Genomic DNA, 26,584 nt, shown 5'->3' with positions numbered 1-26,584 from the left:
GGTGGCGGTGTCGAGCGCGAAGCGCGCGTGCGTTGTCGGCCCGGTGGGCCGAGTCGGTGGCGTTCCGCCACCGACGCTCAACACCCCACAGAACATATGCATCCTCTGATGATCGTCGGCGCCGGGCTCTGGTCCGGGGCTGGTCGTGGTCCCCGGGCTGCCGGTTCACGGCGCAGCAAGATATGCGTTTTGTTCCAAAGACGCGGGTCGCCTCGGCGTCGTCGCTTGGTCGGCTCGGGTGCGCTGCTGCTGTGGTCGGTGCTGTCGAGGCCGGGGCGGGATGAGGTGACACGCCCGGCTGACCTGGGGGTACGCGACAGACGGGCCTGTGACCTGGGAGTATTTGAGTGGCACAGCAGCAACAAGCCAAGTCAGAGTTTCGGGTGAGCGCGAGCGAGCCCGCACCCCTCCGGCCGCGTCAGCGGCCGGAGACAACACAGGGCGAAGCTCAATGCCCTGGACCGGCACCGCGCCCCTTGGCGGCGGTGGTGAGGAGTTCCCCCGGATGACCGGCTCTGACCTGTGGGTTCCCCCAGGCGCTGTCCTCGATACCCCTCCCCGGGGCTCTGAGAGCCCCTGTGCGGCCCCGTTCGATCCCCCGGGCTACCTAGTCGGGGGGCTGCCGTTTGAGGCGGCTACGGCGAGTAGCCGCCACCCAGCAGAGGCGAACACGCAGAATGATCGTCATGAGCAAGAAGAAGCAGCGCCGCGCCGACCCGGACCGCAAAGCCCGACGAAGGGCGCAGCTCAAAGCCCGCGAGCTCGACCACGCCCTCGACCTCGTTAGTCACGCCCTGGACGGGACCATCGTCGTCAACGCCGACTACCACCAGCACGACGACGGCACCTGGAGCGCCACCGTCGTCCCCGAAGGCGCACCCAGCCCAGTCACCATCGGCGACGCCGACCCCCACGCCCTCTTCCACAAGGTCATCGCCATCGTCGATACCTACGTCGAGTTCTCCCCGCTCAGCGACGCCATCAGCACCATCACCCTGCACCGCGTCGACGGCGACACCGACCGCTGGGCAGACACCGTCACCGCCTACGGCTTCGCCGACTGCGTCATCGCAGCCCAGTTCCCCGACCGCTGACCACCGATCCGGCGCACATGGCGCCGAGCGGCTGGTTCCGCGCTTCTCCAGGCGCTCCGGTTCAACACGAGCTGGGCTTGCTTGCTACTGTGCGGAAAGTCCGGGCCGAGACCCGCCCACGTCCGAGAAGCCGTCGGCCGGTCGGCCCGGGCTCCCAGCTTCGGGCCTGGGAAAGCCGACAGTCGGTGGAACTGGCACCGTTCAAGCCAAGCTCATGTCAGTCGGTGAGGCCGAGCCGCTTGCTACACGCTGGCCAGGCCCCCCACCCCTGGCCTTCCCGCACACGCTGCGCAACCGCGATCTGCTCCTCCCGGGACGCTTCGTGGGCGGCACCGGTGCCGCCGAAGGCCTCCCAGGTCGACGGCGTGAACTGCAGACCGCCGCCGAATCCGTTCCCGGTTCGGGTCGACCAGTTCCCACCCGACTCGCACTCGGCTAGCTCATCCCACACTCGGTCCGGGACCGCGCCTTTCTCCGCACCAGGATCCTGGTCGTTGTCTGCAGGCGAACCGGGCGCGGCGGCGGTGGGGCTGCTGGTTCTGGAGATCGTCTCACCAACGCTGTCAGCACTAGTACCGCTGGTGTTGGTGGTGTCGAGGTCGTCGAGGTTCAGCTCCGGGTCGGTGAGAGTCTCCAGCAGCGCGACCGCGTCCGGATCAGCCACGGCCGCCCGCGCGGCCTGCTCGGTCAACTTTTCCACACCAGCGGCCAGGCCCTCAGCCCGTTGCCCGGCACTCTGACCGGACCCGATGTTCTCCCCGGTGGTTCGCTCAGCCGTATGGGAGTCCCTGGTGCGCGGCTTACCGGCATCAGCAGTGTCAGCGCTAGCGCTGCTCTCCGGCTGCCCCGCCTCCGGTGGCGACGGCGGGGCAGCCGGGCTGGACGTGGTATCCGCTGCAGTCGCATCGGTACCGGGGTCGGCGGCAGTGCCGCCGACACGATCCGCAGCGGCGTCGAAGAGGGCGGGATCCGCGCCGAGGGATTCCAGCTCGGCGCGTACCTCCGGCCGGTTCAGCACCGCACCGACCACGCCCCGCACCCGATCCATCTCACCCACTGTGCTGCTCGTACTGACCGGTCCGGTGTCTAGGGCAGCGAGGAAGTCACCCAGCAGCGCGAGTGCAGCACGCGCGTCATCGGGTGTGGCGGTGGCAGCGCCGCCCTGGTCGGCGCCGCCCGACCGGCGGTCCTTGCCGTGTTCCTTGCCCTGGCCCTCGGGCCGACTCGTGGTTGTGCTGGACATCGGCTCAGCAGGGCTGTCAAAGGTGCTCGGACCGGGTGGGGCCGTCGTTGTGGCGTGCACCGGAACGGCCTTGTCCGGGACCGGGGTAGCCGATGGCATCACCGGCGACGACGGATCAGCGGCTGGCAACGGCGACGCGGACGGTGCCAGAGAGGGCCCCGAAGCGGCGGGCGACGGTGGGACATGCTGCGGCGCTACAGACGGCGGAGCAAGAGCCGCTGGCGTCGGTGGGGCTGCCTGCGGGGGCGGGGGCGGCTCAGATGCAGGGACCGGGGCAGGTCCGCTCACCACGTCGGTGACCGCGCCACCGGCCGCGCCGACCGCGTCCACAGCTGTGTGGCCTGCGTCGGTCAGCCCCCCCAAGATGCCTCCCGCGCCCTGCTCCGGAGGCACTGTGGGCGGTGTCTCGGTCAGGATGCGCAGGTCGGCGGGGGTGGCGCCGTAGCCGGCTGCGGCGAGTTCGACCGCGACCGCGTCCAGAGACTCGTAGGTGCCGTGCACTGCGTGGAGGTGATCAGACAGGTCCACAGCTTGCTGGCGCCAGCCCGCTGGCTGGGTCGCCGGGCTCACCCCGAGCCCAACCAGTTTCCGGGCCAGCTCCTGGGCCCGCGGGCTGTCAGACAAGGTCAGGTCGGTGAGTAGGACGCGGGCCTGGGCATGCACCTGCGCCGCAGTCACCGCCGGGATCGGGCCGGCGGCGGCCGCCCGCCACGCGACCGTGGCGTACTCCTTCGCCGCCACGGCGGGGGCCAGTAGGGCGGGAGTCAACGCGGTCCCGCCGAGCATCGCTCCCGCCGCAAGCGCGGCGACCGCAGAACGACGCACCACCACCGACGAGGACGATCGAGAAGCACCAGAGCGAGGGGGCATCAGAAGACCTCCTTCATGATCAACAGATAGACGGGTAGCGCAGGGCGGAGGAGGGTCATCGGCGTCCCCGGACGTTGTTGATGTCGTCGGTGATCGAGGTCGAGGAGTCGGCATCGGTGGAGCCCTCACTGCCCGCCGAGTCGGTGGAGGCGCCCTCGCCTGCGGCGAGGCTCCACTGCTTGACCCAGTCGACCCGCATCTGCCCGGTCTCGCTGTCGCCGCGCGGGAACCAGTCCAGTTGCAGACACAGGTGCATCGGACCGGGCGGCAAGATGGAGGCGTCGGTGGTCTTCCACCATTCGCGACCGTCGACGAACGCGGTCACACCGTCCGGTGTCCACTCCACCGCGTAGTTGTGCCACCCGGTGGCGTCGACCTGGAGTTCGCCGTGGACCTGGGAGTTGTCCGCGCCGTAGTGCAGGAACAACTCGACCTTGTCCCTCGACGGGTCCATGATCTCCGCGAAGTCGATCTCCCCGCCGACCGGGAAGTTCTCCTCGGTCGGCCACAACAGCGCGAGGGCGTTGTAGGACGGGGAGCCGGTCGGGGCGCGCATCCGGGTCTCCCACCGTCCGTATTTCTGGGAGTGCGCGGTCCAGGCCAGGCCGGCGGTCGTGCCGTCCCCGGTGCCGTCGATGGTGAGGACACCGTCGGAGACGGTCGCCGCAGCAGGGGAGCGGGTGCCGTTCCCGGCATGCCCGGGGCCGTCGTAGGCGTTCCATCCCGGTCCGAGCGTGGTGCCGGTGAAGTCGTCGACGACGTCCGGGGCGCCCCACCCGAACACCTCACCAGCGGTGTCGCCCTGGCCTATGTCCTGCGTAGGCGGCGGGGAAGAGCCAGCTGACGATGGCGGCGGGCGTAGTTGTGCGGTCTGTCCGGTCCGCGGCGATTGATCAGCAGATCCGCTTTCCTGGTCATCGGATCGACCTCTGGGGTTGTCTTCATAGCAACCAGCGGGCACGAACCCGGGCTTGGCGACGCCAAGATCGATCAAAGTCGCCCGTAACGCCTCAGCTCCGGGACCGTTCCTACTGCTGGAGCCGAGTTCGGCAAAGACGCGGGTTGCTGTGAGCCGCCATCCGCACTTCGCTTCCAGCTCGACCGCTGGAACGACCGGGGCCGGCGCGAGGACGAGTGCAGCGGCGGCGGCCGCTGTGATGCCGCTAGCCAGACCCATGGCCGTTGCCCCTGAAGCCGTGCGAGGCCAGACCGTGTGTGGCGCGGCCGTAGAAACCGTCTGCGACCGTCGCCGCGATCTCCAAAACGGCGGCGCGGGTGGCAGGCTGCAACAGCGCCAGGTCGATCGGGCCGCCGCTGGCCAGATGCCGGTCTGCAGGGAGCTCCAGGACCGCGCGGACCCGGCCACGGAAGTAGTCCCGGATCACGTCGGCGTCGATCGATTCGCTCCACCGATCGCCGGAGAGCACCACGACCGCGTCGTTGACCAGGTGACGGTGCGGGAAGCTGCCGGTCGTGTCGCGGTAGTTCGCCAGGTAGTCCAGGGTGCGCTGAGCTCGTGAGGCTCCATCCTGGGTCAGCGTTCCGACAATGACCAGGCTGTCGCAGTGTTTGAGACCGCCCTGGGCGGCCGAGTGCACGATCCCGGTTCCCAGATCGGTGATGATCGCCTGCGCGAACCGCGACAACACCCGTACGACCGATTCGTAGTCGGTCAGCGAGAACGCTTCGCTGGACTCCGGCTCCTGATCAGAAGCCACGACCTGCAGCCGACGCGTCAGATGGACGTACTTCGACAGATCGGTGAAAGTCTCGACCTCATCAAGGTGGGCCAGCAAATCGCGGACAGTCACCTGCGCGGCGAACTCTTCACCGACCAGCCGGTCGGCCAGGGTCCCGGCATCAGGGTTGGCGTCGACGGCCACGACTCGATCACCGCGGTGCTCAGCGAGACACAGGCCAAGCAACGCCGACATCGTGGTCTTCCCGACGCCGCCCTTCATCGAACCGACGATGACCGAATGCGGTCCTTCCAAACGGGTATTGCAGATCCGCCGGACCAGGTCGGTGTAGCGGTCCTCAGCAGCCGACGGGCCGGGATTCCACCTCCCGCCGCTGAGTTTGAACACTGCAGACCGCCACCCTGTTGTCGGCGCGCTCTGCCGGGGCCGCAACGCATTGAGCCTCGACTCAGCCCCCACGGCCCGGGTCGGCAACTCCCCAGAGCTCGCCCCCACCGGCTTGATCGGGACGACGCCAAGACACTCATCCAGTGCACGGCTCGTGGAGGCGTCGTTGTCCCACGGCAACGATGTCGACCGCAGCCGAGAACGCCGAACATCCAGCGGCGATGGCTGCTGTGCTGACTGCGATGAAAGCTCAGCTGACACGAGCGGTTCAGAATCAGATGCGTGGATGGGATGCTCCCAGGTGCGGTGCAGCGGTGCGGCATCAGCACGGCCTGGAGCAGAGGCGTCGGTCATCAGCAGGTCCCAGGGTCACGGAAGAACACAGCAGGGGCTCTCAACCGGTGGTCAGTCATCGCTGGTGGAGGGCAACTGCTGCAGCTCCACGACCAGATGGCCGTGATCGTGGCGGCGGATCGGGACTCCGAGTCGTTGCCACACGCTCGTCGCAGATGCCCAGCCGGGCGCGATCGGAGGAGGAACCGCAGACCATCGGGCCCCCGCTGGTAACGGCGCAGTCTGCGGGATGTCCGGCGTTCCCGGTCCAGCGTCATCGCCGGTGCTGTCGCTACCACCGATGCTGGCGGATCCGACATGTGGCGAGACAGGGATAAAGATCTCGACCAACGCTTTCACGTCGACGGTGAGGACGTGGCCGTGAGCCAGAACCTCGCCCGCTCTCGCGTGCACTGCGCGGCGACGGCCGTGGCCATGCTCGCCACCCGGCCACCCCAGCAGGGCATCCGGACGGCGCGACAGATACGGCTCCAACGCCCGACGACGACCATCCGGGTCATCAGCATCGCAGGACAAGTAGTCCATCGCGAAGCACTCCGCAAGCTGACGAGCCTCGGCTGGGTCGATCGGACGCAGCGCCGCGACGGGCCGATCCACCGTGGTCCGGGTGCTGCGCTCGTCATCAGCAGGCCGCCACGAAGGGAAGCACACAGCCCCTGGTTCGGGCGACGCAGCTCGAAGCCCAGGCAGCTCCGCCGGCATCAGCCCCCTCGACGGCGGAGCGTCCGTGGTACCTGCGACCGGATAGTGGTCACCGACGACATCGTCACCGCACGCTGCCTGGCCTCCCCTCTGCTCCCACAGCGCCAACGCCGGCTCCGCAGCCGGATCGCCAGCGCCTTCAGTAACCGCGACTGACTCCAGCACCGTCGGAGCATCACTGGAGCGCCTGCCCCGGGCTTCACCGGCACCGGTGTTCGACCACCACGGCGGCAACGCCGACGGCTCCGTGCGTGTCCGCCGCGTCTTCACCATCACCGCCCGCCCTTCCACCGCCCGGCAAGATGTAGGTCTTTAACCTGGAAGATAGTACACCGGTATGGCCTGTCGGCAGCCTGTCAACGCCGAGCACAGTGGGCGGGAGATCAGCGACGGGCGGCCATCCCGTCAGGCCCAGTCGACCTGATAGATGCCGTCGGCGGTCAGCACGACGCCGGTCACCTCGGTCGCTTCGCCGTCGATCGCGGTCTGGCACGAGAACCGCTGCCCGGAATGATCGCCACCCCGGCGGGACACTGCACGTCGGCGGTGACGGTCAGCTCGTAGTTCTCGATCAAGACCGTGCGCACGCCAGCTTGCAACGCTTCCTGCTCAAGGACGACGGTGACAGCCCAGCCCGGCCACACCGCAGCCGAGAACACCACCCCGACGACCGCAACCGCGGAAGAGGTCGCGAGCCATGCCCGCTGCCTCCTCCCTCGGTATCGCGGCCCCGGTTGCCGTACTGCTGGGCTGACAGGCCGCGACGTTGGTGAACTCTGAGTGCGATGCTCTACTGCCGATGCATCGCTCGAAGCGCCCCAGCTCGGGAGTGCAGCAGGGCCAGCTGTAGGTGTCGCCCCACAACTACCCCAGCCGCCGGGTGGGACACCGCCCACAGGGGCAGGCTCGGGAAGTTCGCTCGTCATGCGCTCACGTCTCCTCGAAAGGGCTATCTGGTCAGCGGTCTAGCATCGGCCGACTGTCCATCGATGCTGTCCACGAAGGTGAAGGCCGTGCCTGAGGTCCAGAGTCAACCTGAAGCAGCTCAGGGATTCGCCGAGCGGTTGAATCATCTGTTCGCCGCCGCCCGACGCGCCGATGGAACTTCCTACTCGGTCGACGAGGTCGTGCGCTGGATCAATGCCCACCGGTCTCCCACCAGTCGTGACCGCGTCGCCACCCTGCGGCGGGCCGACACTTCACAGTCAGCACCTGAACCAGACCCCGCTGAGGCCGCGGCCCTGGCCGAGTTCTTCTGCGTGTCCCCGACGTATTTCACTACCCCTGAGCCTGCAGCCGTCGACGGTCCACTCCAGGACCGTCTCATCCAACAGCGCCTTGCCGACTACAGAGCAGGAACCATTCCACAGCGACTGTACTATTTGTTCACCACCATCGTCCGGGCAGATAAGCGTCCTTACACCACCGCCGAGGTAGCACGCTGGATCAACTCCAACGGCGGAAAAATCACCACCGTCTACATACAGAAACTCCTCACCGGGGAACGCGGAAAAAATCCCAGCGAGGACTACCTCCGATGGATCAGTAGATTCTTCGAGATTGATGTCAGATTTTTCCTAGAAGAGCGGCCAGTAGCCATCGATGGCCTCCGCCAGAGCGCCGTGATCCTGCTCCGAAACCGCCACATAGCCGAATTGGTGCAACTCTACGCACAGCTCACACCCGGCCAACAGGACGCCGTCCACGGACTCATCACCAAGATCGTCTCCGACAACGCGGCCGAAAATACCCCATGAGGCTTATTCAGAGACGCCTGGCGGGCCGCCTTAACGGCCACCACGACCTGAGGAAATGCCGCACTTCATGATCACCCAGAATGAGCCTCCATGAGTCGGGCGACCTGACTTCGGTCACTTGTCTTAGTGCTTCGCCGCGGGCTGACGGAGCGCGTCGAGGAGGGCCTGTTTGTCGGCGGGGACGGCGGGCGGGAAGGTCTGCTGGGTGCCGTTGATGGCGATGGTGGCCGAGCGCAGTGGTCGGAGCTGGCGGACGACGTTGCGGATGGTGAGCCCGGTGCGGTTCTGGATCTCGCGGGCGACTGCGAGGGCGGTGAACACGATGGTCAGGTGCGCTTCGATGGACTGGCGTTGGTGGTGGAACATCGGGCGGGCGCGTAGGTCGGTTTTGCTCATCCGGAAGGACTGCTCGACGTGCCAGAGGTCGTGGTAGTCGCCGATGATCTCCCCGGCCGCTGCGCCGCCGGCCGGGATGTTGGTCACGTAGCCCTTCAACCCGACCAACCGGTATGCCCGAGCCAAGGAGGCCTCGTCCAGGGCGCGGGAGCCGTTGGTGACCTTGACGAACCGCGGTGTGCGCGCGGGCTTCTCGCCGGCGATGACCTCGCGGGCCCGGTTCTCCTGCAGGGTCAACGTGCGCCGGTCCCGGACGGCCCGCTTCGTGGAGTAGGCCCAGACCGCCCGCCAGGATCCCGGATGCTGGTTGGGGTTCCAGACGGGCTCGGCCTTGACCTTCGGGCTGTTCTCGCTGCGCCCGGTGCGGCGGTCGCGTGGTGTGAGGGTGTCGATGATCTGCCCGTCGACGAAGGCGTCGCCGTGCCAGTGGAAGTGCGACTCCAGGTCAACCGGGGCCTTGGTGAGTCGGGAGCCGACGATGAACCGCAGGCCGGCCTCGTCGAGGTCGCGCAGGTTCGCGGCCGAGAGCATCCCTGCGTCGGCGACCACGACCATCCCGCCCGGCTCGACCGGCAGCTGGTGTCGGGCCCGGAAGGCCTCGATGATCGGCAGGATCGTCGCGGTCTCGGTCTTGTTGCCCTCGAAACAGCCGATCTCGAGGGGGAACCCTGCGCGATCGACCAGCAGCCCGACGACGACCTGCGGGTCGACCCGGCGTTCCTTGGAGAACCCGACCTTGCGCAGGTCGTCCTCCTTCTCCGCCTCGAAGTAGAGGGTGGTGACGTCGTAGAGACACAACGACACATCCCCACTGCCACGGGCGTGGGTGAAGCAGGCCCTCGCGATCTCGTCGCGGTAGCTGCGCCCGGTGCAGCGCAGCAGGGTGCGGCGCATCGTCTTTTCGCTCGCCGCGGTGACGCCCAGACCGGCCAGCACCCGACCGGTGTCCAGGATGGACGTGGGCTCGACGATCCGGGCGATCACCAGGTCGCGGAACGTGTCATCAGCGACCTCTGCGAACCCGAGGCCCGCGTAGACCTCGGCGAGGATGTCGAACAGCACCCGCGACCCGGTCGTGATCACCTGCGGCGCACCCACCCGCCGGGTTGTGGTGCTCGGGGCGCGCCGCGGCATCTGGCCGAACAGCCCCTCCTGCGTGGCACCGCCGGCCGCGGTGGGCGCGATCAGCTCGGCCCGCCGGGGTGACGGCGCGACGCCCAGATCCAGGGCCTGCTGTGCAGCGTCGTCGATCAGCCCACGGGCCTGCTCGACCAGCAGGCCCAGCTCGGCCTCGGTGTGCGCTGACCCGACATGGGCCACGATCCGTCGATGGCCCTGCACGGACTCGGCGATCTGGACCGCGGTCGCCCCGGAGGCCGTCCGTACCCGCCTCACCCACGCCACCTGACCGAGCGTAGAGCACCGAATTAGTGCCTCACACCGCTCCCGCGCAAACACATCACCGCAGCTCAGCGCAGTACAAGCTGCGAAACCAGGCTCGGGTGACCAAAGTCAGGCCTTAACGGCCACCACGACCTGAGGAAATGCCGCACTTCATGATCACCCAGAATGAGCCTCCATGAGTCGGGCGACGACAAAACCCAGATCCGATCGACTCTCCAGTCCTCTACCCCGAGCGCTTCAGATCCTGTTTTTGTGCCGCATCTAACTACTCCCTGCAACAGACATGACGACTGGCAGAGTTGTGACACCCCGGTTCCGGAAAGAGAGGCGCCACGCGGGACGAGCTGGGTTCACCAACCGCAGGGTGGGGATTTCCGCAAGCAGGGTCGTGAGCCCGATCTCCAGTTCTACGCGGGCCAGGGTGGAGCCGAGGCAGGCATGCGGCCCATGGCCGAATGTCAGGTGCTGGTTCGGATTCCGGTCGAGTTGCAGCCGGTCAGGATCGGGATGGGCGGCAGGGTCTCGGTTGGCCGACGCCCACGACAGCATCACGGTGTCTCCCCTGAGGATCGTCACGTCATCGATCATGATGTCTTCACAGGCGAATCGGCGGATCGCCAGCTGCGGCGGCGGATCATAGCGCAGTAATTCATCAATCACGGATCGTGACGACACTTCATCCGTCAGAGCTTCTCGCAAAACGGTCACGCACCCATCCTTATCGACGGAGGCGATCAAGCCATTCCCGATGACCCTGATCGTGTTTTCATATCCGGCGAATAACAGCAGGAATGCCGACGAGGCCAGCTCTGCTGCCGACAGTCGCTCGGGATCATTGTCGGCATTACGCGTCAGCCTCCCAAGGAAGCTGTCGTCTCCTTCACTGCGTAGACCCTCGATCAGGTCGCGGATGTAGTGATAGATTTCCTTCACTGCGTCAGCCGCCGCTGACGGGCTCGACGGAGCCAGCAGCTCATCGGTCCATCCACGAAACTCAGGCAGATCCGTCGTCGGGATGCCCAGGATCATCGCGATTACTCGTAGAGCGAACGGGGAGGCGTATTCGGCGATCACGTCCACCGGGCCGCCATCCTGTAGCTGTCCTTGTAGATCCATTGCTAGTTCGGTCGCAGCCGCATGGATCTCTGGTCGGAGCGCGTCGACTCGGGTTGGGGTGAATCCTGCGGCGACCTGGCGGCGGATTCGACGGTGGTCGGCACCGTCCATGTTCAACAGGTTCCGGTCTAGATCCGGCGGCAACGAGAACCCCGTGTAGCCGCAACGGGAGTAGCTGCGGTCCAGGGTCAAGCGCGGATCAGCGGCCAGGGACCGAACATGCTCGTCGCCGACGACTAGCCACACCGGGGCGCCATCCGGCGTCACAGCACGATGAACAGGACCGCGGCGCCGCAGCCGAGCCCAGCTCGCGTACAGATCAGCCAGGAACTGTTCATCGAAGGTGATCACACCGCTGATCATGCCGTCGGCCCGCCCCAGCGCCAATGCCGACCGCCCCGCCCAGCAGACCGCGGTCGCACTCACATAGACACAGGTGAATGAGCGGTGGCCTCGTCGGTGAGACGCAGAGTAAGCGGGTGGTCCCACGCTCGGGCGACGCGTTGCCACCAGGTCGCGTTCTGCCCGAGCTCGCGAAGACTCGCCGGGGTCAAGGCCCGCTGCGCCTCGTCCAGCACAGCGGCACCAGAACGGGCTCGGGCAAGAGCAACACGCAGCATGACTGCGTCACCGACACTCTCAGCGGTGGCTTCATCGAGCTCTGCCCGAGCTCGAGTCAGTGCCCATGCCCGCAGCGACGCATCGAGATGAGGTCGAAGCCGCCGAACGATGTCCCAGCACTCGATAACACGGCGGAACAGCCGGAACGCCATCTCTCGAACGTCTACGGCTTCCCACAACCCGATCCACCGATCAGGGAGCCATGTCGGGGCCCACGTCATCAACACCACATCGGGGCGGATGCTTACCAATGACAGCCACATACTGCCTATTTCCCGATACACCGCTCGCTGGCGGGCCAGCAGAACCGCGGCCGGGACTCCCGTTGCTACCAGCGGCACCGCCAAACCAACCACAAGAAGGAAGACCGATACCACCAAAATAGGGCGCTCCGCCGCCAGTGGATCATATCCCGGCCGCCCCACCGTGTGTGCTGCCAGCAGAAACAGCATCTTGTGGCCGACATACATGCAGAATCCGAATGCTGATGCGGCGATCAGTTTTAACCCAGTGGCAGTCCATCGATGTGCAACGGTCTCTTCACGTGCCCAGCCTGACGCCATCACTGCCACCGAAACAAAAGTGGACCCGACATACACGATGTAGAGCAGCGCTGCCATCGTCGTCCATGGCGCAGCAGCCCAATCCCCTGCAAGGCCAGCAGCAGCATCGTGCGGTGACGACACCGCAGCGATCGCCCATCGCGTCGCTAGAATCACTGCGAGGACAACGAGGTGCATGGTCACACGGCGTCGGCGGCGCAGGCTCGATGGCCAAGTCCAGCACACAAACGCAATACGTACACACGCGAACGAAATAATGGCCGGAGCGTGCCGTTGCGCGTAGGCGATGTTGATGTCGAGTGAGCGTTCCAGGAAGTCAGTGACAACCATGCCCTCCTGGAACGTGGCGATCCCCATGAAAATGATCGCTGCGCACATCGCGATAGCCGCTGGACGGTTCGTCTCCGCTCCCGGGAAGCGCAGCTGGAAAAGTTTCGCGATCGCCGCACCGATGATGAGTCCGACCAACATGAACTGGATCGCGTCGTGCAACATCACCACCCTTCACCTGCACGGCCGAGCCGGTACTCGAACGCGCCGACGAGACGGGCAGCGTCCACGTCTCCGTCCGGGAACAAGCGGGCCCCGGCCGCCTCCCAGATCGAGAACGCGAGGGTCTCAGCTTGCACCTCCATGTAGCTACAGTAATGATTTCGATGCAAGACGTTGATCGTGGATCGACCATCTCCCGCGACAGCATCCGGAGACCCCATGCCAAGACTTTCGACGACGACTCCATGATGCCCTGCAATCATATGCGAGGCTTCGTGAATGATGTTGTTGTCTCGATCCAGACAGTCTCCGTCTCGTTTGTCGATCCGGATTTCATCGAAATCAGGATACTCGTACCATAGCGCGGACGGCGATCCCGCGTCATCCGCCATCTGGACCGGCACTATGCGAATCTCCCGACCTCGACTCTCCGCGAGACGTTCGATGAACTTATCGACATCCCAGGGATGCGGAAGTTCCGGAACTTTATTCAGATGAGAACGAGCCCACCGCAACGAGCGTTTCGCCGCCCGAATATTTACCCCTTGTCGACGCACCCCAGCTGGTGCCCGTTTCCGACTCCACCGCTGTGTCACGACGGTGCCGAATCAGAATCTCGACCCTCTAGGGCATCTAGGACATCTTCCACTACAGCACAACTCGAATCGTCCAGGCAGGCCAAGCGCCCCATAACTCGCACACGCCGCGAATCGGAATTTCCGTCAAATGAGCCGAGGCTGACACCGAAGAATGTAGCTAAGTCCTGCAGCGTTGTCGCCGACGGCACCGAACGTCCCGACAACACGTTCCGTAGTCCTTCATGGGACAATATGATTCCCGCGTCGCGCATTTGGCTCGACAACTTCCGCAATGACAATGAGGGCTGACTCGTCCGCTGTTCATACTCCTTGATTAAAAGACGCAGACGCTCACCAATCGCCGTCGGGTCTGACATTACCTGCCCCTCTCAGTTGCGCCATCAACTGCGGTAGACGGAGCTTCTCCCGCTCGCCGCAGGGCTGCGCCGCAGGCAGGAGAAGCTGGGCGCTCCCTCATCATGCCATGCCTACTTGACGTTTGTGGGTGCCAGGTGGTGAAGTGTGCGCTACCGAGCGTCACTCCGCAGTCCGGCGGTCGTTCCCCTAGCAAGCCCGCCGTGCTGAACGCAGGTAAGACCCGACAGCCAGCAGACGACGAAGAGGCCCCGACATGCACCCCGTTCCCGCTCGACTCTCAAGCAATGCCGGTGACAGTGGTGACAACTGGCTCCAAGGCGAGCTCTTCCGCGCCGCCCATGAAGTCCTTCACGCCGCACAGACCGTCGCCAGCCCGCTGGCCGAGGCCACCGCACAGGCCACCGCCGTCGGACACCTACGCACTGCCCAGGACATCCTGGACCCGCTCATGGAGATGATCGCGTGACAGGCGCGCAGGATCACCCACCGAGCCCGCGCGTCGCCTCTCCACAACCAGGAACAAACCGCTAGGATCCCATCCTGGAGAGGCTTCTCGGCTTCTCGGCTTCTCGGCTTCTCGGCTTCTCGGCTTCTCGGCTTCTCGGCTTCTCGGCTTCTCGGCTTCTGACCAACCAGCGCGATGAGAGGACCAGCACGATGCAGACCTAGACGCATCCAGCTACCCAACTACTGAACATCCCGGGCTGAGGACCAGACGCACGCTAGAACCACGTCGGGCCCGACCCCTCTAAGAGGTCGGGCCCGACGCAGGAAGTGCAACGGAGCGGCAAACTCCAGTTCCTTCAGCCCCCTCACGGAGGGGCGGATACGCCTTGCATGCGCAGGACAACGATAGCTCGACCCGTCAAGGCCCATCAACCCCCCCGGTCGGGGACACTCCGAGCGTCTGCGGGTGTCTGGTCCGGGGCGGGCTCGACACCGGCCTCTGGCCCCTGACCCCACTCGCCCCCGGCGAGCTGGCCGCGACCGCGGCGGCGATGACCGCGGCGGGCTGGCCGCCCGCCGGCGGGCTGTCCGCCGGGCCGCCGCCGCCGGCGCGGCTGTGTACGCACTGCCTCCGCCGCTCCGGTGTCACCCGGGACACCATCCTCGCCTCGATCGTCTGCGGCCCGTGCTGGGTCGAGCTGGCCGACGACACCACCAGCGACAGCGCCAACGAAACGCCCCGGGGGCTGCCGCGCACGGCTCAGGACTGGCACGAAGCGATCCGCGCGTCGACCTGGTACCAGCGGCTGCGCCGCGATGCCCGACGACGCCTCGACGCGCTACTCGTCGAGCTCGCCCGCCGGGCGGACTGGACCGATCATCTGACCTGGCCGACCTGGAAACGTCTGCAGGAGACTACCGGGTGGGCGCGGTCCTCGGTCGCGTCCTGGCTGGCCAAGCTCCAAGCGTCCGACTGGCTGATCCTCGTCGAGCCCGGTAGCACCCCGCAGTACCGCGGCCCGCTCCAGAGCATGCTCCACGGACGGCGCGGCAACCGCGCGGCGGTCTACCAACTCCACCTCCCCGACCACGCCATCACCGACACCAACACCGCGACCGCCCGCGACGTAGCCCGGCCGCTCACCGAGACCGGCGACACCCCCTCCGCAAGCCCCTACGCGACCCCGTTCGGCGAAAGTTGGACCCCAACGGGGTTTACTCTTACCGAAGGTAAGAGTTCTGTTCACACGCGCGCGACAACGATCATCCACAACCGCGCACAGACCCGGTCGGGGGCTCCGGGCCGGGACGGGGCGCGGTCCGTGCGGCCTGTTCGGCCGGAGCCGCCCCGCCAGGGCCGCCGGTGGGGGGACTGGTTCGATGAGCGGGTGCCTGTGACCCGGGGGGAGATGCTCGCCGCCGCCCGCCAGCTGCACGACGACCCGCTGCTCGCGCGGCTCTCACCACGAGCAATCCGGGCTGCCGTGAAGCCGTTCTGGCGGGCCGGATGGACCAACAACGACCTGCGCCACGCCCTGGCACACCAGCCCACCCCCGACGGCCCGTCCCGGCCCGTCGAACGCTGCCCCGCTTCCCAGGTGCGCTGGCCGACGGCGTGGCTACGCCACCGCCTGACCCCCTGGACCAGGCCCGCCGGGCCCCTGAGCGCCCCGCACGCCGACGCCCAAGCCCGAGCCGCTATCGCGGCCCGGCACGGCCGCGCCGCCGCGCAGCGGCTGCCCTACGGCGACACCACGCTGCCCGCCGCGGCCCTGCGGGCCGACGACCAGCAACGGGCTGAAGCCCGCCTCGTCCTGGCCGGTAACCAGACCCGAGATCGACACGCGCGCTTCAGCGGGCTCGTCTCCGACCACGACCCCACCCGCGTCAGCACCCGGGAGGCCGCCCGCGCTCAGATCGCCGCTCTGCTCCAAACCCAGCGCTCCCGACGACTCGTCTCGGCCGGGGCGTCGTGCTGAACACCGGCACTCGCGCCCGACCGCCCGTTCTCGAGGCGCACGAACGGTGCTGCCGCGCCGCTTCCGGTCCTCGCCCGCCAGAGCGGGCTCCGGTCCGGGTCGACTTGCCCACGACCACCGACGTCACCTGAAGCCGTCACAAACGCCCTCAGCGCCCGCTACAGGCCCGTCCGTCACCGCCGGTGAACGTGCCCGGCCAGTACCGGAACGCCCGCCTCAACACCGAAGACCCGACGTGTCGACGGCGCCAGGATGCCGCAGACAGCCACCTACAAGCACCCGGACCAGCGGAAACACCCCACTTCTCGATCAACAACGTGGTCGCGCCGGAGCTGCTCCCAGGGCAACTCGGGATAGCTGGCGGGGGCGCTGACCTGCGGATTCCCCCGGAACCAGAGCTGCCTCCGCCGCGTCATCGATACCGACGACCTCTCCCACCTACTGGCGCGATACACCCTCGATAAGCGCCGGGACCAGCAGAAACACCCCGGCGCATGATCAACCTCTGCCTCGCCGCGGCCCCCTTCCGGGGCTTCCCTGTTGGTCACGATTGCGCCCCTGACCTGGGGAATCCTGTCGAGGTCGACCGTGCTGAACACCTCCCTCCCTGGACGCTCGCTCCCGGAACACTCCTGCGAGTGGATATCGACAAGTATCCGGACCAGCGGAAACAGCCTTGTTCATGATCGTCCCGTGGGTCGCTCCGCGGCGCCGACCAGGCCTCCGCCCCGCTCGGATCGCGCCTCTGACCTGGGGGTATGTTCGCTCGCGCGCCGCGGGGACCGAGATCTTCGCCTGGACCATCCTCCCTCACGCGCCTGGGCGAGTAGGTGTCGACAAGTATCGGGACCAGCGGAAACGCCGCAATGAAACGATCTTGAGTGGCTGGCGACAGCAGACACTGGCCGCAGCGGTCGAGTGACAACGCTCTGACCAGGGGATTCTCTTCGGCAGTGTGGCTGTTGTTGGTGCTGTTCGGGTCGCTTCGCGCCGCTGCACGGTGAACGGTGCACGCGGTAAAGGTGCTGGTCCCGATACCTGTAGAGCGATCTTGACGCAGGCCCCTGGGGCGCTGGCGGGTCGGATGTCCGCACGGCCCCAGGAGTGGATCACGGTGGAACCCGGGCCGCCGGGACCCGGCCGCGGGACCGGCGCGCCGGCCCGCGCGCCGTTGCCCCCCTGGTGTCGCCGCGGTCACGCTCGCTGCAGCGGCCGTGGAGGTGCGCGCGGCGCGGCGTTGCGGGTCGATCCCGACCGCGCTGGACCCGAGCCCGGCCGGGCTGCACCCGGACACCTCGCCACGCGCTGCCAGAGCAGGACACCGCGCCGGCAGCCCGTACTCGCGGGGTCGGCACCGTCGCTGCCGCCGAGCTCAGCGCCCCGGTCAGGCGCGCGCTGCTCTGACCGGATCGCCGAGCCGCCGGGACCCTGACTCGGCCGCCGGGGCGGCGCTCGCCGCGGACCGCGGCGAGCGTGTCGCGCAGGTTCCGGCCCGGCCCCGGGAGGGCGTTATCGAGCAGGTATCGCACGGGCGTGGTCGCGTGCCGGGCCGCGGCCCATGGGGACCACGGCGAGGCTGTCGAGGTCGCCGATAGCGGCGCCCGGGCGTGGCGAACGAGCACCGTCCCGAGCCCGGCTGGCTGGGGCGTTCGGGGACATCGTCGTCGGCGGTCGTCGTGCGCGGCCGTGCCCGGGAAAGTCGGGTGGAAATTCCCGGGGCTCTCGCGCGCGCGTGCGACGCGCGCCTACGCGCACATCGCGTTGAGACCCGCCCGACGGGGATTCCCGGCGAGGAAATTTCCTTGCTGGAAACTCGGCCGGCACGACTCGACCGGCACCGCCGGGCTGGTGCCGCCCGGCGGCAGCGAGGGTCGGCGGGCTCGGCGGTTGCTGCCGCGATCCGTGACCGTGCTGGGCCGTGCTGGCTCGCGCCTCGAGTCGGGGCACCGGCTCGCAGCGGCTCCCCTCGTCGGGACCGGATCGGTCGGTGCGGTCGCCGCTGCCGCCGCGGCCGCCGCGGGTGGGCAGCCCGTGGCGGCAGCGCGACCTTCCGGGTGCGCCGTCGCTGCGCCTGCCACTGGCACCGCCGGCTCGTGGTCGTGTTCGGGCCGCGCGCCCGGCCCGGGGCCGGGGCGGTCACCGGCTCACGGTTCGGCCGGGGCACGGCGCGACGGTCTGGGGGCTGCTGCCCGCCGACGTGGTCGGAGTTTTCCTGGGGGAAATTTCCCCGGCGGCGGCTGCTCGCGGCCGGTCTCAACGCGATGTGCGCGTAGGCGCGCGTCGCGCGCGCACGCGAGGCACCCCGGAATTTCCTTCGCCCGGTGCGGGCTCGCCGCGACCCGCCGGTGGCGTCCTCGGTCGGGTTGTCGGGTGCGCTGGGTGTCGGTCCGGTGACAGTGGGTCGAGGCCCGGTCTTGTCACCGCAGCCCCGGGGTGTTAGACATGAAGAAGTCCGTCTGGCTTTCTGCCGGGTGGGCGACCGACACCCCGAGAAGAAACTCGGGGCGCCGGTCTGACCAACCAACCTGCGCTATGAAACAGGTGATCGGCTATGTGGCATCCTGCCTGCACGACCCATGTTGTTCCACCCCCGGGTGGCGTGGTTTCCCCTCTGGATGGTGACCCCGGCTGTGAGCAGCCCAGGTGGTTCCCGGATGGTCTGACCGAGAAGCTCATCGATCGCCTGTGGGCGACCGTCGCGACGATGCCGCTGCCGCGCACCTCTGCGCCGGGGTGGGCCCGATGAGCACCCGGTCGAACGGTTCCCGGTCGGAGTCGTGGCTGGAGGACCTGATCCTCGCCCCGACCCCCGGTGGTGACTCTGACGGTGCGACTGCTGCTGGGCCGCGTCTGATCGGCGAGGCCCGGCTCCTGGCCAAGGAGCTGGAGCAGGCCCGCGCCGTCGTCGCGCTGCAGGACGATCCCGCCCTGCTGGACGCCCGGTCGTCGCGCGAGCGCCGCGCCGACCGCCGCGTCACCGAGAAGCTGCGGGGCGCTGAGCGCGCGGAGCGCCGCCGGGCCCGGATGGCCGAGATCGCTACGGCGCGCGGTGAGCGCCGCGAGGCCGGCTGGGCGACCCGTGCGGTGGCGAACCGCGACCGTCTGCTCAACCCGGACCGTCGGCTCACCTCGACCTACCGCCGTTATGTGGGCCTGTCGATGGTGCCGCCGCTGCTGATCGCCGCCGGTGTGCTGTTCATGGCGGTGACCGTCCACGACGGCGTCGTCGGTGTCGACGGCCCGTGGTACGGCTACCTGATCGAACCGCTTGCTTCGGTGCTGCTGGTCGTGAGCTTGTTCGTCGGGTTCACTGCGGTGCAGCACGGCCGCCGGATCCCCCGCGGCCTGTATGTCCTCGACGCCGGCCTCGCTGCCGCGTCCCTCGCTCTCACGGTCGTGCCGTGGGGAGTGCGCTACGGCTTCGACCTCGGTTCGACCCTGGCGCATGTCCTGCCGCCGCTGCTGGTCGCTGCGGCGGTGGTGGTGCAGCATGTGCTGCATTCGGTGTTCCGGCCGATCTTCGCCGACCTGTATGACGAACTCGCTCCCGCCCGGCTGGATGAGACGGCGGCGGACACGGTCGTGCTCTACGAACGCACCCGGCGCGCGGTCGTCGACGGCGACATTCCCGCTCCGGCGGTGTCGGGGGAGCGGGCCGGGTCGGTGTCGCGGGAAGCGATCCGCAAGACCTTCGGGATCGGGAAGTCCCGCGCCCAGCTCGCCGGTGACGCCTATGACCATGTCACCGCGTTCCTGCCCCGCACCGCGCCTGCCGCGCCTGCCGGGTCTGCCGCGTCGTCTGCTGTGTCGGCGCCGGTGTCGTCGGTGGCGGGGCGTGTGAACGGCGCCCGGGTCGCCGCCCTCGCATAGTCCTAGCGCAGCGGCGTTCAGTTCGGCTCTGCCGTTCGCTCTGCCGGGCAGGTCTGTCTAGGTCTTTCTCGGGTCGTCTTCGGCGTGTTGTAGCGGCGTGCTGTAGCTGCTGTGGGGCTGCCGCGGAGCCGATGGTGTCCGTTATCTCCTGTTTGTTCTGCTTCTTCCTTTTTGGGGTGAGGTTTGCGTGTCTGTTGTCGTGTCGTCATCTGGAGTGTCCCGTCCGGTGCCGCGTCGGTCGTCGTGCCGGTCGCTGGAGTACTCGTCGGGTCTCCCGAGCGATCCGGGGCAGTTGTCGTTGTTTCCGCCGGAGCGGGTGCGGGTGCGTCGTCCGCGGTTCGCGCCGCACCCGGTGCGGGCGTGGGTGTCGCGGCTGGGGTCGGTGGTGTCGTCGGTGCCGGTGCTGATCGGCCTGGGTGGTGTCGGGTTCGCGGTGTTCGTGCTGGTGGAGGCGCTGTTCCCGGCGGCTGCGGACTGGTCGGCGCCGCGGATCGTCATGGGCCTCGCCGCGGTGGCGGTGTGGTGCAGCGTCGCCGGTCTGGTGGTCCGCGCCCTCGACCGGCGTGGCCGTGAGCGTCGGAGCGGGCGGTGAGCGGCTACCGGCGCCGCACCGCCGCGCTGTCGGGTACGGAGGTCGCTGTGCGGCGTGGCCGTCCGGATCGGCGTCGCGGCCGGTTCGTGGTGCGCTTCGCCGCAGCGGGCTCGGATGTGGAGCGGCTGGCGGCGGCGTTCGATTACGCCCGCGGTGCGGCGTCGCGTCGGCATCCGGACCCGGCCGAAGCCTCGCGGGTGGTCGAGTCGGTGGTCTCCGCGCTGGTCACAGCGGGGGATCGGCTCCTGGAGCTGCAGGCCCGGGAGCCGCTGAGCGCGGGAAGGAGCCGACAGTGACGACGACGAGTACGCCGAGGAGTGAGTCCCCGACGGGTGCGGCGGTGTCGGCTGTGGCGGGGAAGGCCGGGTGGGGCCCGGTTCCGGTGGCGGGGCCGCCGCTGTGGGCGCGCCTCGCCCGGACGCTGGCGAGCGTCGCCACGGCTGCGGTGACGGGCTGCCGGGCTGCGGTGGAACGGCCGGTCACCCTGGCTGAGGGTCTGGAGCTGGCGCGGCGCGGGGACTGGACGACCTCGGAGCACCCGATGGTGCGTCAGGCCGCGGTCGCGCACTTCTGGCTGCTGCAGGCCCCAGCCCTGGTCATCGCGGGGGTGGCGGGGTGGGCGTTGCGGACCCCGGGCCGGTTGTGGACGGTCGGGCCGCTGCTGGTCACCGTGGCGTCGGTGCTGAACGAGATTCCGCTGGTCGGAGTCCTGGTGCCGGAGTTCGTGACCTGGTCCTACTGGACGCCGACCTGGCTGTCGGTGTGGCTGTCCGGGGCTTCTGCTGGAGGTGCGTCGTGAACGCGGCGGGGTGGGCGTCGACGGGTGTGGTGGCGGCGTTGGCGCTCGTGCTGGGCGGGTGGTTGAAGTACAACCAGAACTGCGCGAAGACCACGAACGCGCTGTTCCTGGTCGCCGGGACCGGGATCGGTGGTGTGCTGGGGACGCTGCTGGGCAGGGTGTTCACGACGCTGTCGGGGGCGACCTCCACGGTCACCCAGCTCCTCGGCGTCGCCGGGGGCACGGTGTTGGCGGCGGTGTGCGTGATCGCGACCTTGGAAGTCGTGGTGAAGGGCATTCTGCCGCGCACGGCGAAGCCGAAGTCGTGGCATCCGTGGCTGGCGCTGACCGCCCCGACCCTCGCCGTCGCCTCCGGGGCACCGCTGCTGGCGGGTTTCTACAGCGTCCTGGCCCGAGGGGTCGGGGGCGCTGGTGCGGTGGCCTCGACCTGGATCACCGGGTGAGGCGGGGGTGGAGACGATCCTGCTGGTCTCCCTGGTCGTGTGGGGCCTCGCGCGATACGCGGGGGCCGAGGTCATCGCGACCGCGCGGGGCACGGAGCCGCCGCGTCTGGCGGATCGGCGCCGCAGGGCCGAACGCGCGCATGAACGGCGCATGGCCCGCGATGCGCGTCGGTCGGGTCCGACGATCGCCGAGGCGCTGGCCGCGCGGGTGGCGGAGCGGATCGCGCACCCGCGGGGCCGGCGCGCCCCGGGGCCGGCCCGGAAAGCGTTGGGTGCGTGGTGGGCCGACGGCTGGGGCTACGCCACCGACCGTCGCCGCCGCCGTCATGAGCAGGCCGCCGCGGGACAGCTGCGTCGGCAGCGGTGGGCACGCGCTGTCCGCGCTCGCGTCGGGCAGAGGTCCCACCGCTCCGGTGCGGGGGGTCGGCGGCCCCGCCCAGGCCCGCCACGGGCCCCGCAGGCGGCATCGGAACGCGACACCGACCGGCCCCCGGCGCCCGGGCCGATGGTGATCACCGTCGACCCGCCCGCGGAGAAGGAGCCCGAGAAGAAGGCCGAGGAGCCGCCCGCCAGCGGCAGCGTTTCTGAGACCGAGACCGAGACCGAGACCGGTCCGGGGTGGGCGACGGTGCATCCACTCCACCGCCCCGCCTCGACTAGCACGACCAGCAGTCCTGTGACCAGCAGTAACGATGGGAAGGATGTCCCGATGACCGCAACCACCACCAGCAGCAGCAGTGTCGGCGCCGCGGGTGCGGCGCTGGCGAGTGGGGAGACGCTGGATCCGGGTAGTGCGCATCATTTTTGTGAGCAGATGCGGTCGTTGGGGGAGCGGATGTTCTCTGAGATCGAGCAGTCGGTGTCGTCGTTGTCCGCGGCGGGTGTGTCGGGCGCTCCGATCCAGCTGTTGTCGCAGATGCAGGAGCACGCTGCGCTGTTCCGGGACAGTGCGGGTAGTGCGCAGGCCCATTTTGCGCGGCATCTGTCGACCCAGGACCAGGTCCTGGCCGATGACTCGCTGGCGTCGACGGTGTCGGGCACTTACATCGGCACCCGCACCTGACCCACTCCCTGCGCCAGGCTCTGGCCTGTGAACGCGCAGGTCAGAACCGGTCAGCAGCCCCGTCCTCGAAATCGGTACGCGTGTACTGGTTGTCGGGCGTCCGTGTCGCGGCGGTGCGGGGCACCACCGGATTCCGAACAGAACCGATCAGAATGAGTCGTGAACGAACACCCGGAGGGGCCGATGAGCGCGGCGATCGAGTCAGGGACGGTCGGATCGGGTTCGGTGTTGCGGCGGGAAACGCCTGGTCAGGTGGTGGTGAGTGAGCGTGCGGAGCGGGTTCGGGCGGGGGTGTGGGCGCGGCGGGTGCCGTATCTGGCCACGGCGGCGACCGCGGCGACCGGGACCCTGGGCTGGGCACTGTGCGACCTCGTTGCCGCTTCGGATGGGCCGACGGTGGCGACTGCGGCCGCGGGGGGTCTCGGGGTCACGGTGGCGGCCGGTCTGGCCGCGGCCCGGGGATGGTGGCGCCGCCGTATCCCGGCGGCCTGGACGAAGGCGTCGTGGGCGGGGGTCGCCGGTGCGGGTGCGTGGGTCGGTGCGGCGGCGTTGACCGGCCCGGCGGATCCGGCGTTGCTCGCCGCGCTCGCGGCGGGCGCGGCGGCGTGTTGGTCGGGGTGGATGGCCGCGCATCCGGTCACCGTGCCGTCGCCAGGTCCGGTCCTGCCGGACGAGGGCGCAGGTGATGTGGGGGACCGGTTGGCGCGGCGGTGGGCTGACAACGTCGCCCGCCGCGGGAAAGCTCTCCCGGACTCGTTGCTCACCGATCGGGTGGACACGGCGCGGTCGATCCGCTGGACGGTCCGCACCCCGCCGGGGGAGGTGTGTTTCGACGACATCCTGGGGCGTCGGTCTCGGATCGCTTCGGCGTTGGGTGTGTCGGGGAAACACCTGGTGGTGGAGCCGTTCCCGGACGATGAGGGCTGGGCTCAGCTGACCGTGATCACGGCGGACGTGCTCTCGGTGGGGATCGCCTATACCGGGCCGCGGTATGAGTCCGGCACCGTCCCTCTCGGGCCGTATGCCGACGGGGAGGGCGAGATGGTCTTCCACGCGGTCGAGGCGGTCGGTGTCCGCAACGGTCTGGTGACCGGGGAGCCGGGGTCGGGGAAGTCGGCGTGTCTGGAGGCGATCGGCCTCGGCCTCGCGTCGTCGGGCCGGTGGCATGTGTTCTTCGGCGACGGCGACCCCGACGGCGGCTCCAGCCCGGTCCTCAACGATGTCGCCGACTGGGCCGAGTCGGGCCCGGACGGTGTGTTGGCTCAGCTGGCCGCGGTCGAGGCCGCTCTGGAGGTGCGGTCGCTGCTGAAGTCCACGCTCACCGAGGGTCCGCCGTCGGAGGATGGTGGTCCGGGGGCGTTGGTGGCGATCACTGATCCGGCGGTCCAGTCCCCGGCGCGCAAGCTGCTGCCCACCCCGGAGTTGCCGGGCCTGATGTGGATTATCGATGAGTTGCATCGGCTCTCGACGCATCCGCATATGGTCGCGGCGGATTTCATCGGTCGGTTGGAGCGGGTGGTGCGGATCGGCCGGAAGTACGGGGTGGGTCTGGTGGTGGGCACGCAGTCGTTGCTGGCGCCGGACTTCGGCGGGTCCACGGTGTTGCGGAGTTTCTTGACCGCCCGGAACTTGTTTGCGTTCCGGAACATGAACCGTAGTGAGAACGCCGTGATCGATGGTCTCGCGGTCGCCCCCACCTCTCTGCCGTCGGGTGGGGGGTATTGCTTCGCGAACTCCGGTGGGCGGATGACGATGGGCCGCGTCGCCTGGGCGGAGGATCTGGGTCCGTGGGTGCGTGCGGTGGGTGGCGTTGTCCTGGATCCGGATACGGCGGCGGCGGTTGGGCCGTTTCAGCCGGTGCAGAGTGTGTCGCCGCAGGCGCGGTGGGAGACCCAGACGGCGAAGCTGGCCGCCTGGCGCCGCACCACCCACACCGGCGCCGGCGCCGCCGGGGAGCTGGCCCCGGAGGCACCGGCGCCGGAGCTCTCGGCGCCGTCGGTGGTGTCGGTGGTGGCGTTACCGGGATGGGCGGGTGTCGCCGTGCCGGCGGCGTTGACCGCCGCCGACGTCGTGCCCCTTCCTGCCCCGGCTGAGGAGACCGTCGCCAGTGCTGAGGTCGCGGAGCATGCCGGGTTGTCGTCTGCGCAGCGGGAGGTCTACGCGGCCCTGGCCGCTGGGCACACCCGGACCGGGGATATCGCTGCGGTGACGGGTCGGAAGGCCCCGGCGGTGTCGAAAGCGCTGACTGCGTTGGCGAGTGCCGGGTTGGCGGTCAAGACCGGGCGCTACTGGAGTGCGGTGTTCGCCGAGGTGCAGGTGGGGGCGTGATCTTGTTCCAAGGCGGGGGTGAATGATGGGGCTTATGCGAGGAACGTGGCGTTCGGGTGTTTTGGCTACCGGGTTGGTGGCAGCGTTGTTACTGGCGGGGTGCAGTAGTAGCAGAGATGTTCCTGGGGATCCGGCGGTTGGGGGTGGTATGGCTGCGCCGCAGGCGTTTGATCCTCCGGCGAATTTCGGTGCGCCGGTCGTGTCGTTGCAGCGTAATAGTGGGCCGTTGCCTGCGGTGGATGTGTTGGACGGGTTGTCGGGGTGGTCGGTGGGATCGTCCGGGCTGACGCGAATCGACTTTCCGGCGAATGTTGTTCACCCGGGAGTATTTCCGGAGAATCCGTTCTCTGAGCATGTCAATCTCGATAGGGAGTTTAGCGGTGCGTCACCGGGGGATCCGGTGGTGGTGGACTCGGCGGCGGGCCGCTTGGTCTTGGCGGCGTTCCCGGTGACGATCCCAGGGCAGGGCACCCGCCCGTCGCGGCATGCGGTGGAACTGGTCGCGGCTGAGTCAGGGTCGGCGCGCAAAGCGTTCTCGATTGCGGTCCCGGCACCCGAGTCGGGCTGGGGCGCCGGAGAGCAGATCCAGCCGGTAGCGACACGGGTGGTGGGTGTCGCGGACTCGGTGGCGGTGGTGATCGGGACGGACCCGGACGGCAGGCACGGGCTGTCTGCGGGGATCGATCTGGTGACGCATCAGGTGTTGTGGACGACTCCTGCGGATGTCGTGGCGCAGGAGGTGGTCGGCGATGTCGTCGTCGTTCAGCGCCAGAGTGCGCTGGAGCCAGAGGTTCGAGGGATCGGTGTCCGTGATGGCGTTCAGCGCTGGGCGGGGGTTCCGGGTGGCTCGGTGACGGTGTCAGGGTCTCGGCAGGTGCTGGTGGGACATGACTCGTCGACGTTGGTTGCTGTCGGGGGCCGTAGTACTGCGGTCGACGTCGGGTCGGGAAAGTCGGTGGCTTCGCCGTTGAGCGGGCAGGCGGGGTGGGAGTGCCACGATGATGAGCGTTCGGTGACCGTGTGCGAGCTGATGAAGGGGCTTGACCCTTACGCGCTGGTGGGTCTCGATCGTGACTCGGGTGCAGAGCTGTGGCGGATCGTCGCTGATGCCGGTCGGGTGCCGCCGCAGGTGACGGCGACGTGGCACGGCGCGGTGTACGGGTTTACCGATTCTGGTCCGGTAGTGCTCGATGGTCGGACCGGTATGGATCGGACTCCTACTGCGGCGGCAGCCCCGTTCTTGGTCAACGAGTATTTTGGTGTCTCTGCTGCGCCCGGTTCTCGCCCGGAGGGCAAGCCGAATTACACCAATCGGTCGAGGCAGGTCGTGGTGCCGGCGATAAGTTGACGGGCGATCGGTGATCGCCGCTCCCTCGGGAGTCTTGGTGGTATCTCAGGGTCGGACCTG

Annotated in this window: 20 protein-coding genes and 1 pseudogene; 12 read left to right on the top strand and 9 right to left on the bottom strand. The window is 68.5% G+C overall.

All coding sequences use genetic code 11. The features are described from left to right. Nucleotides 1–686: 686 nt before the first annotated feature. Nucleotides 687–1,094, top strand: a complete 408-nt coding sequence (locus KPL57_RS57310) for a hypothetical protein (protein WP_226358531.1) — start codon at nucleotides 687–689, stop codon at nucleotides 1,092–1,094. 229 nt (nucleotides 1,095–1,323) lie between these two features. On the opposite strand, the pseudogene KPL57_RS57305 reads toward KPL57_RS57310, so the two are convergent. The 5 genes and pseudogenes from KPL57_RS57305 to KPL57_RS71120 all read right to left on the bottom strand — a co-directional run. Further along, nucleotides 1,324–1,545, bottom strand: a pseudogene (locus KPL57_RS57305) (transglycosylase family protein); the annotation flags it as partial. Between the two features lie 1,717 nt (nucleotides 1,546–3,262). Then, entirely contained in the window at nucleotides 3,263–3,991 is a 729-nt protein-coding gene (locus KPL57_RS71125; RefSeq protein ID WP_226358530.1) for a glycoside hydrolase family 16 protein, read from the bottom strand. Between the two features lie 379 nt (nucleotides 3,992–4,370). Further along, complete coding sequence (locus KPL57_RS57295; protein ID WP_226358529.1) at nucleotides 4,371–5,294, bottom strand: MinD/ParA family protein; 924 nt, start codon at nucleotides 5,292–5,294, stop codon at nucleotides 4,371–4,373. Between the two features lie 405 nt (nucleotides 5,295–5,699). Beyond that, entirely contained in the window at nucleotides 5,700–6,173 is a 474-nt protein-coding gene (locus KPL57_RS57290) for a hypothetical protein (protein WP_226358528.1), read from the bottom strand. Between the two features lie 632 nt (nucleotides 6,174–6,805). Then, complete coding sequence (locus KPL57_RS71120; protein ID WP_226358527.1) at nucleotides 6,806–7,012, bottom strand: DUF4333 domain-containing protein; 207 nt, start codon at nucleotides 7,010–7,012, stop codon at nucleotides 6,806–6,808. A 327-nt stretch (nucleotides 7,013–7,339) separates the two neighbouring features. Between KPL57_RS71120 and KPL57_RS57280 the strand changes: the two genes are divergently transcribed. Continuing rightward, the gene (locus tag KPL57_RS57280; protein WP_226358526.1) at nucleotides 7,340–8,107 is read left to right on the top strand and encodes a hypothetical protein; all 768 of its coding nucleotides are present in this window, start codon (nucleotides 7,340–7,342) and stop codon (nucleotides 8,105–8,107) included. Nucleotides 8,108–8,230: 123 nt separating this feature from the next. Here the strand turns inward: KPL57_RS57280 and KPL57_RS57275 are convergent, their stop codons facing one another. The 4 genes from KPL57_RS57275 to KPL57_RS57260 form a co-directional block, all read right to left on the bottom strand. Beyond that, on the bottom strand, nucleotides 8,231–9,907 hold the full coding sequence (locus KPL57_RS57275; protein WP_226350710.1) for an IS1634 family transposase: 1,677 nt from the start codon (nucleotides 9,905–9,907) through the stop codon (nucleotides 8,231–8,233). Between the two features lie 261 nt (nucleotides 9,908–10,168). Then, on the bottom strand, nucleotides 10,169–11,374 hold the full coding sequence (locus KPL57_RS71115; protein ID WP_226358525.1) for a cytochrome P450: 1,206 nt from the start codon (nucleotides 11,372–11,374) through the stop codon (nucleotides 10,169–10,171). A 71-nt stretch (nucleotides 11,375–11,445) separates the two neighbouring features. Further along, nucleotides 11,446–12,702 (bottom strand): MAB_1171c family putative transporter, encoded by a 1,257-nt coding sequence (locus tag KPL57_RS57265; protein ID WP_308253171.1) that lies wholly within the window; start codon nucleotides 12,700–12,702, stop codon nucleotides 11,446–11,448. Beyond that, on the bottom strand, nucleotides 12,702–13,091 hold the full coding sequence (locus KPL57_RS57260) for a hypothetical protein (protein WP_226358523.1): 390 nt from the start codon (nucleotides 13,089–13,091) through the stop codon (nucleotides 12,702–12,704). Before KPL57_RS57260 ends, KPL57_RS57265 begins: the two co-directional genes overlap by 1 nt. 817 nt (nucleotides 13,092–13,908) lie before the next feature. On the opposite strand from KPL57_RS57260, the gene KPL57_RS57255 reads away from it, so the two are divergent. From KPL57_RS57255 to KPL57_RS57210, 10 genes are all read left to right on the top strand, one after another. Next, complete coding sequence (locus KPL57_RS57255) at nucleotides 13,909–14,121, top strand: hypothetical protein (RefSeq protein ID WP_226358522.1); 213 nt, start codon at nucleotides 13,909–13,911, stop codon at nucleotides 14,119–14,121. A 532-nt stretch (nucleotides 14,122–14,653) separates the two neighbouring features. Then, complete coding sequence (locus KPL57_RS57250; RefSeq protein WP_226358521.1) at nucleotides 14,654–16,081, top strand: hypothetical protein; 1,428 nt, start codon at nucleotides 14,654–14,656, stop codon at nucleotides 16,079–16,081. A 2,742-nt stretch (nucleotides 16,082–18,823) separates the two neighbouring features. Next, nucleotides 18,824–19,951 carry a hypothetical protein gene (locus tag KPL57_RS57245; protein ID WP_226358520.1) on the top strand — a complete coding sequence of 376 codons (1,128 nt, stop codon included), beginning with the start codon at nucleotides 18,824–18,826 and terminating at the stop codon, nucleotides 19,949–19,951. 316 nt (nucleotides 19,952–20,267) lie between these two features. After that, the gene (locus tag KPL57_RS57240) at nucleotides 20,268–20,543 is read left to right on the top strand and encodes a hypothetical protein (protein ID WP_226358519.1); all 276 of its coding nucleotides are present in this window, start codon (nucleotides 20,268–20,270) and stop codon (nucleotides 20,541–20,543) included. Further along, nucleotides 20,540–20,839 (top strand): hypothetical protein, encoded by a 300-nt coding sequence (locus KPL57_RS57235; protein ID WP_226358518.1) that lies wholly within the window; start codon nucleotides 20,540–20,542, stop codon nucleotides 20,837–20,839. Before KPL57_RS57240 ends, KPL57_RS57235 begins: the two co-directional genes overlap by 4 nt. A gap of 44 nt (nucleotides 20,840–20,883) precedes the next feature. Then, the gene (locus KPL57_RS57230; protein WP_226358517.1) at nucleotides 20,884–21,342 is read left to right on the top strand and encodes a hypothetical protein; all 459 of its coding nucleotides are present in this window, start codon (nucleotides 20,884–20,886) and stop codon (nucleotides 21,340–21,342) included. Next, complete coding sequence (locus KPL57_RS57225; protein WP_226358516.1) at nucleotides 21,339–21,785, top strand: hypothetical protein; 447 nt, start codon at nucleotides 21,339–21,341, stop codon at nucleotides 21,783–21,785. Before KPL57_RS57230 ends, KPL57_RS57225 begins: the two co-directional genes overlap by 4 nt. Before the next feature lie 505 nt (nucleotides 21,786–22,290). Further along, nucleotides 22,291–22,848: a hypothetical protein gene (locus KPL57_RS57220; RefSeq protein ID WP_226358515.1), complete on the top strand. Its 558-nt coding sequence runs from the start codon at nucleotides 22,291–22,293 to the stop codon at nucleotides 22,846–22,848. A gap of 183 nt (nucleotides 22,849–23,031) precedes the next feature. Further along, entirely contained in the window at nucleotides 23,032–25,176 is a 2,145-nt protein-coding gene (locus KPL57_RS57215) for an FtsK/SpoIIIE domain-containing protein (protein WP_226358514.1), read from the top strand. 148 nt (nucleotides 25,177–25,324) lie between these two features. Further along, complete coding sequence (locus KPL57_RS57210; RefSeq protein ID WP_226358513.1) at nucleotides 25,325–26,524, top strand: hypothetical protein; 1,200 nt, start codon at nucleotides 25,325–25,327, stop codon at nucleotides 26,522–26,524. The last annotated feature ends 60 nt before the right edge of the window (nucleotides 26,525–26,584 follow it).

This window comes from Pseudonocardia sp. ICBG601 (assembly GCF_020496245.1).
The sequence above is the reverse complement of the archived record's forward strand: the minus strand, read 5'-3'. Positions and strand labels throughout refer to the sequence as shown.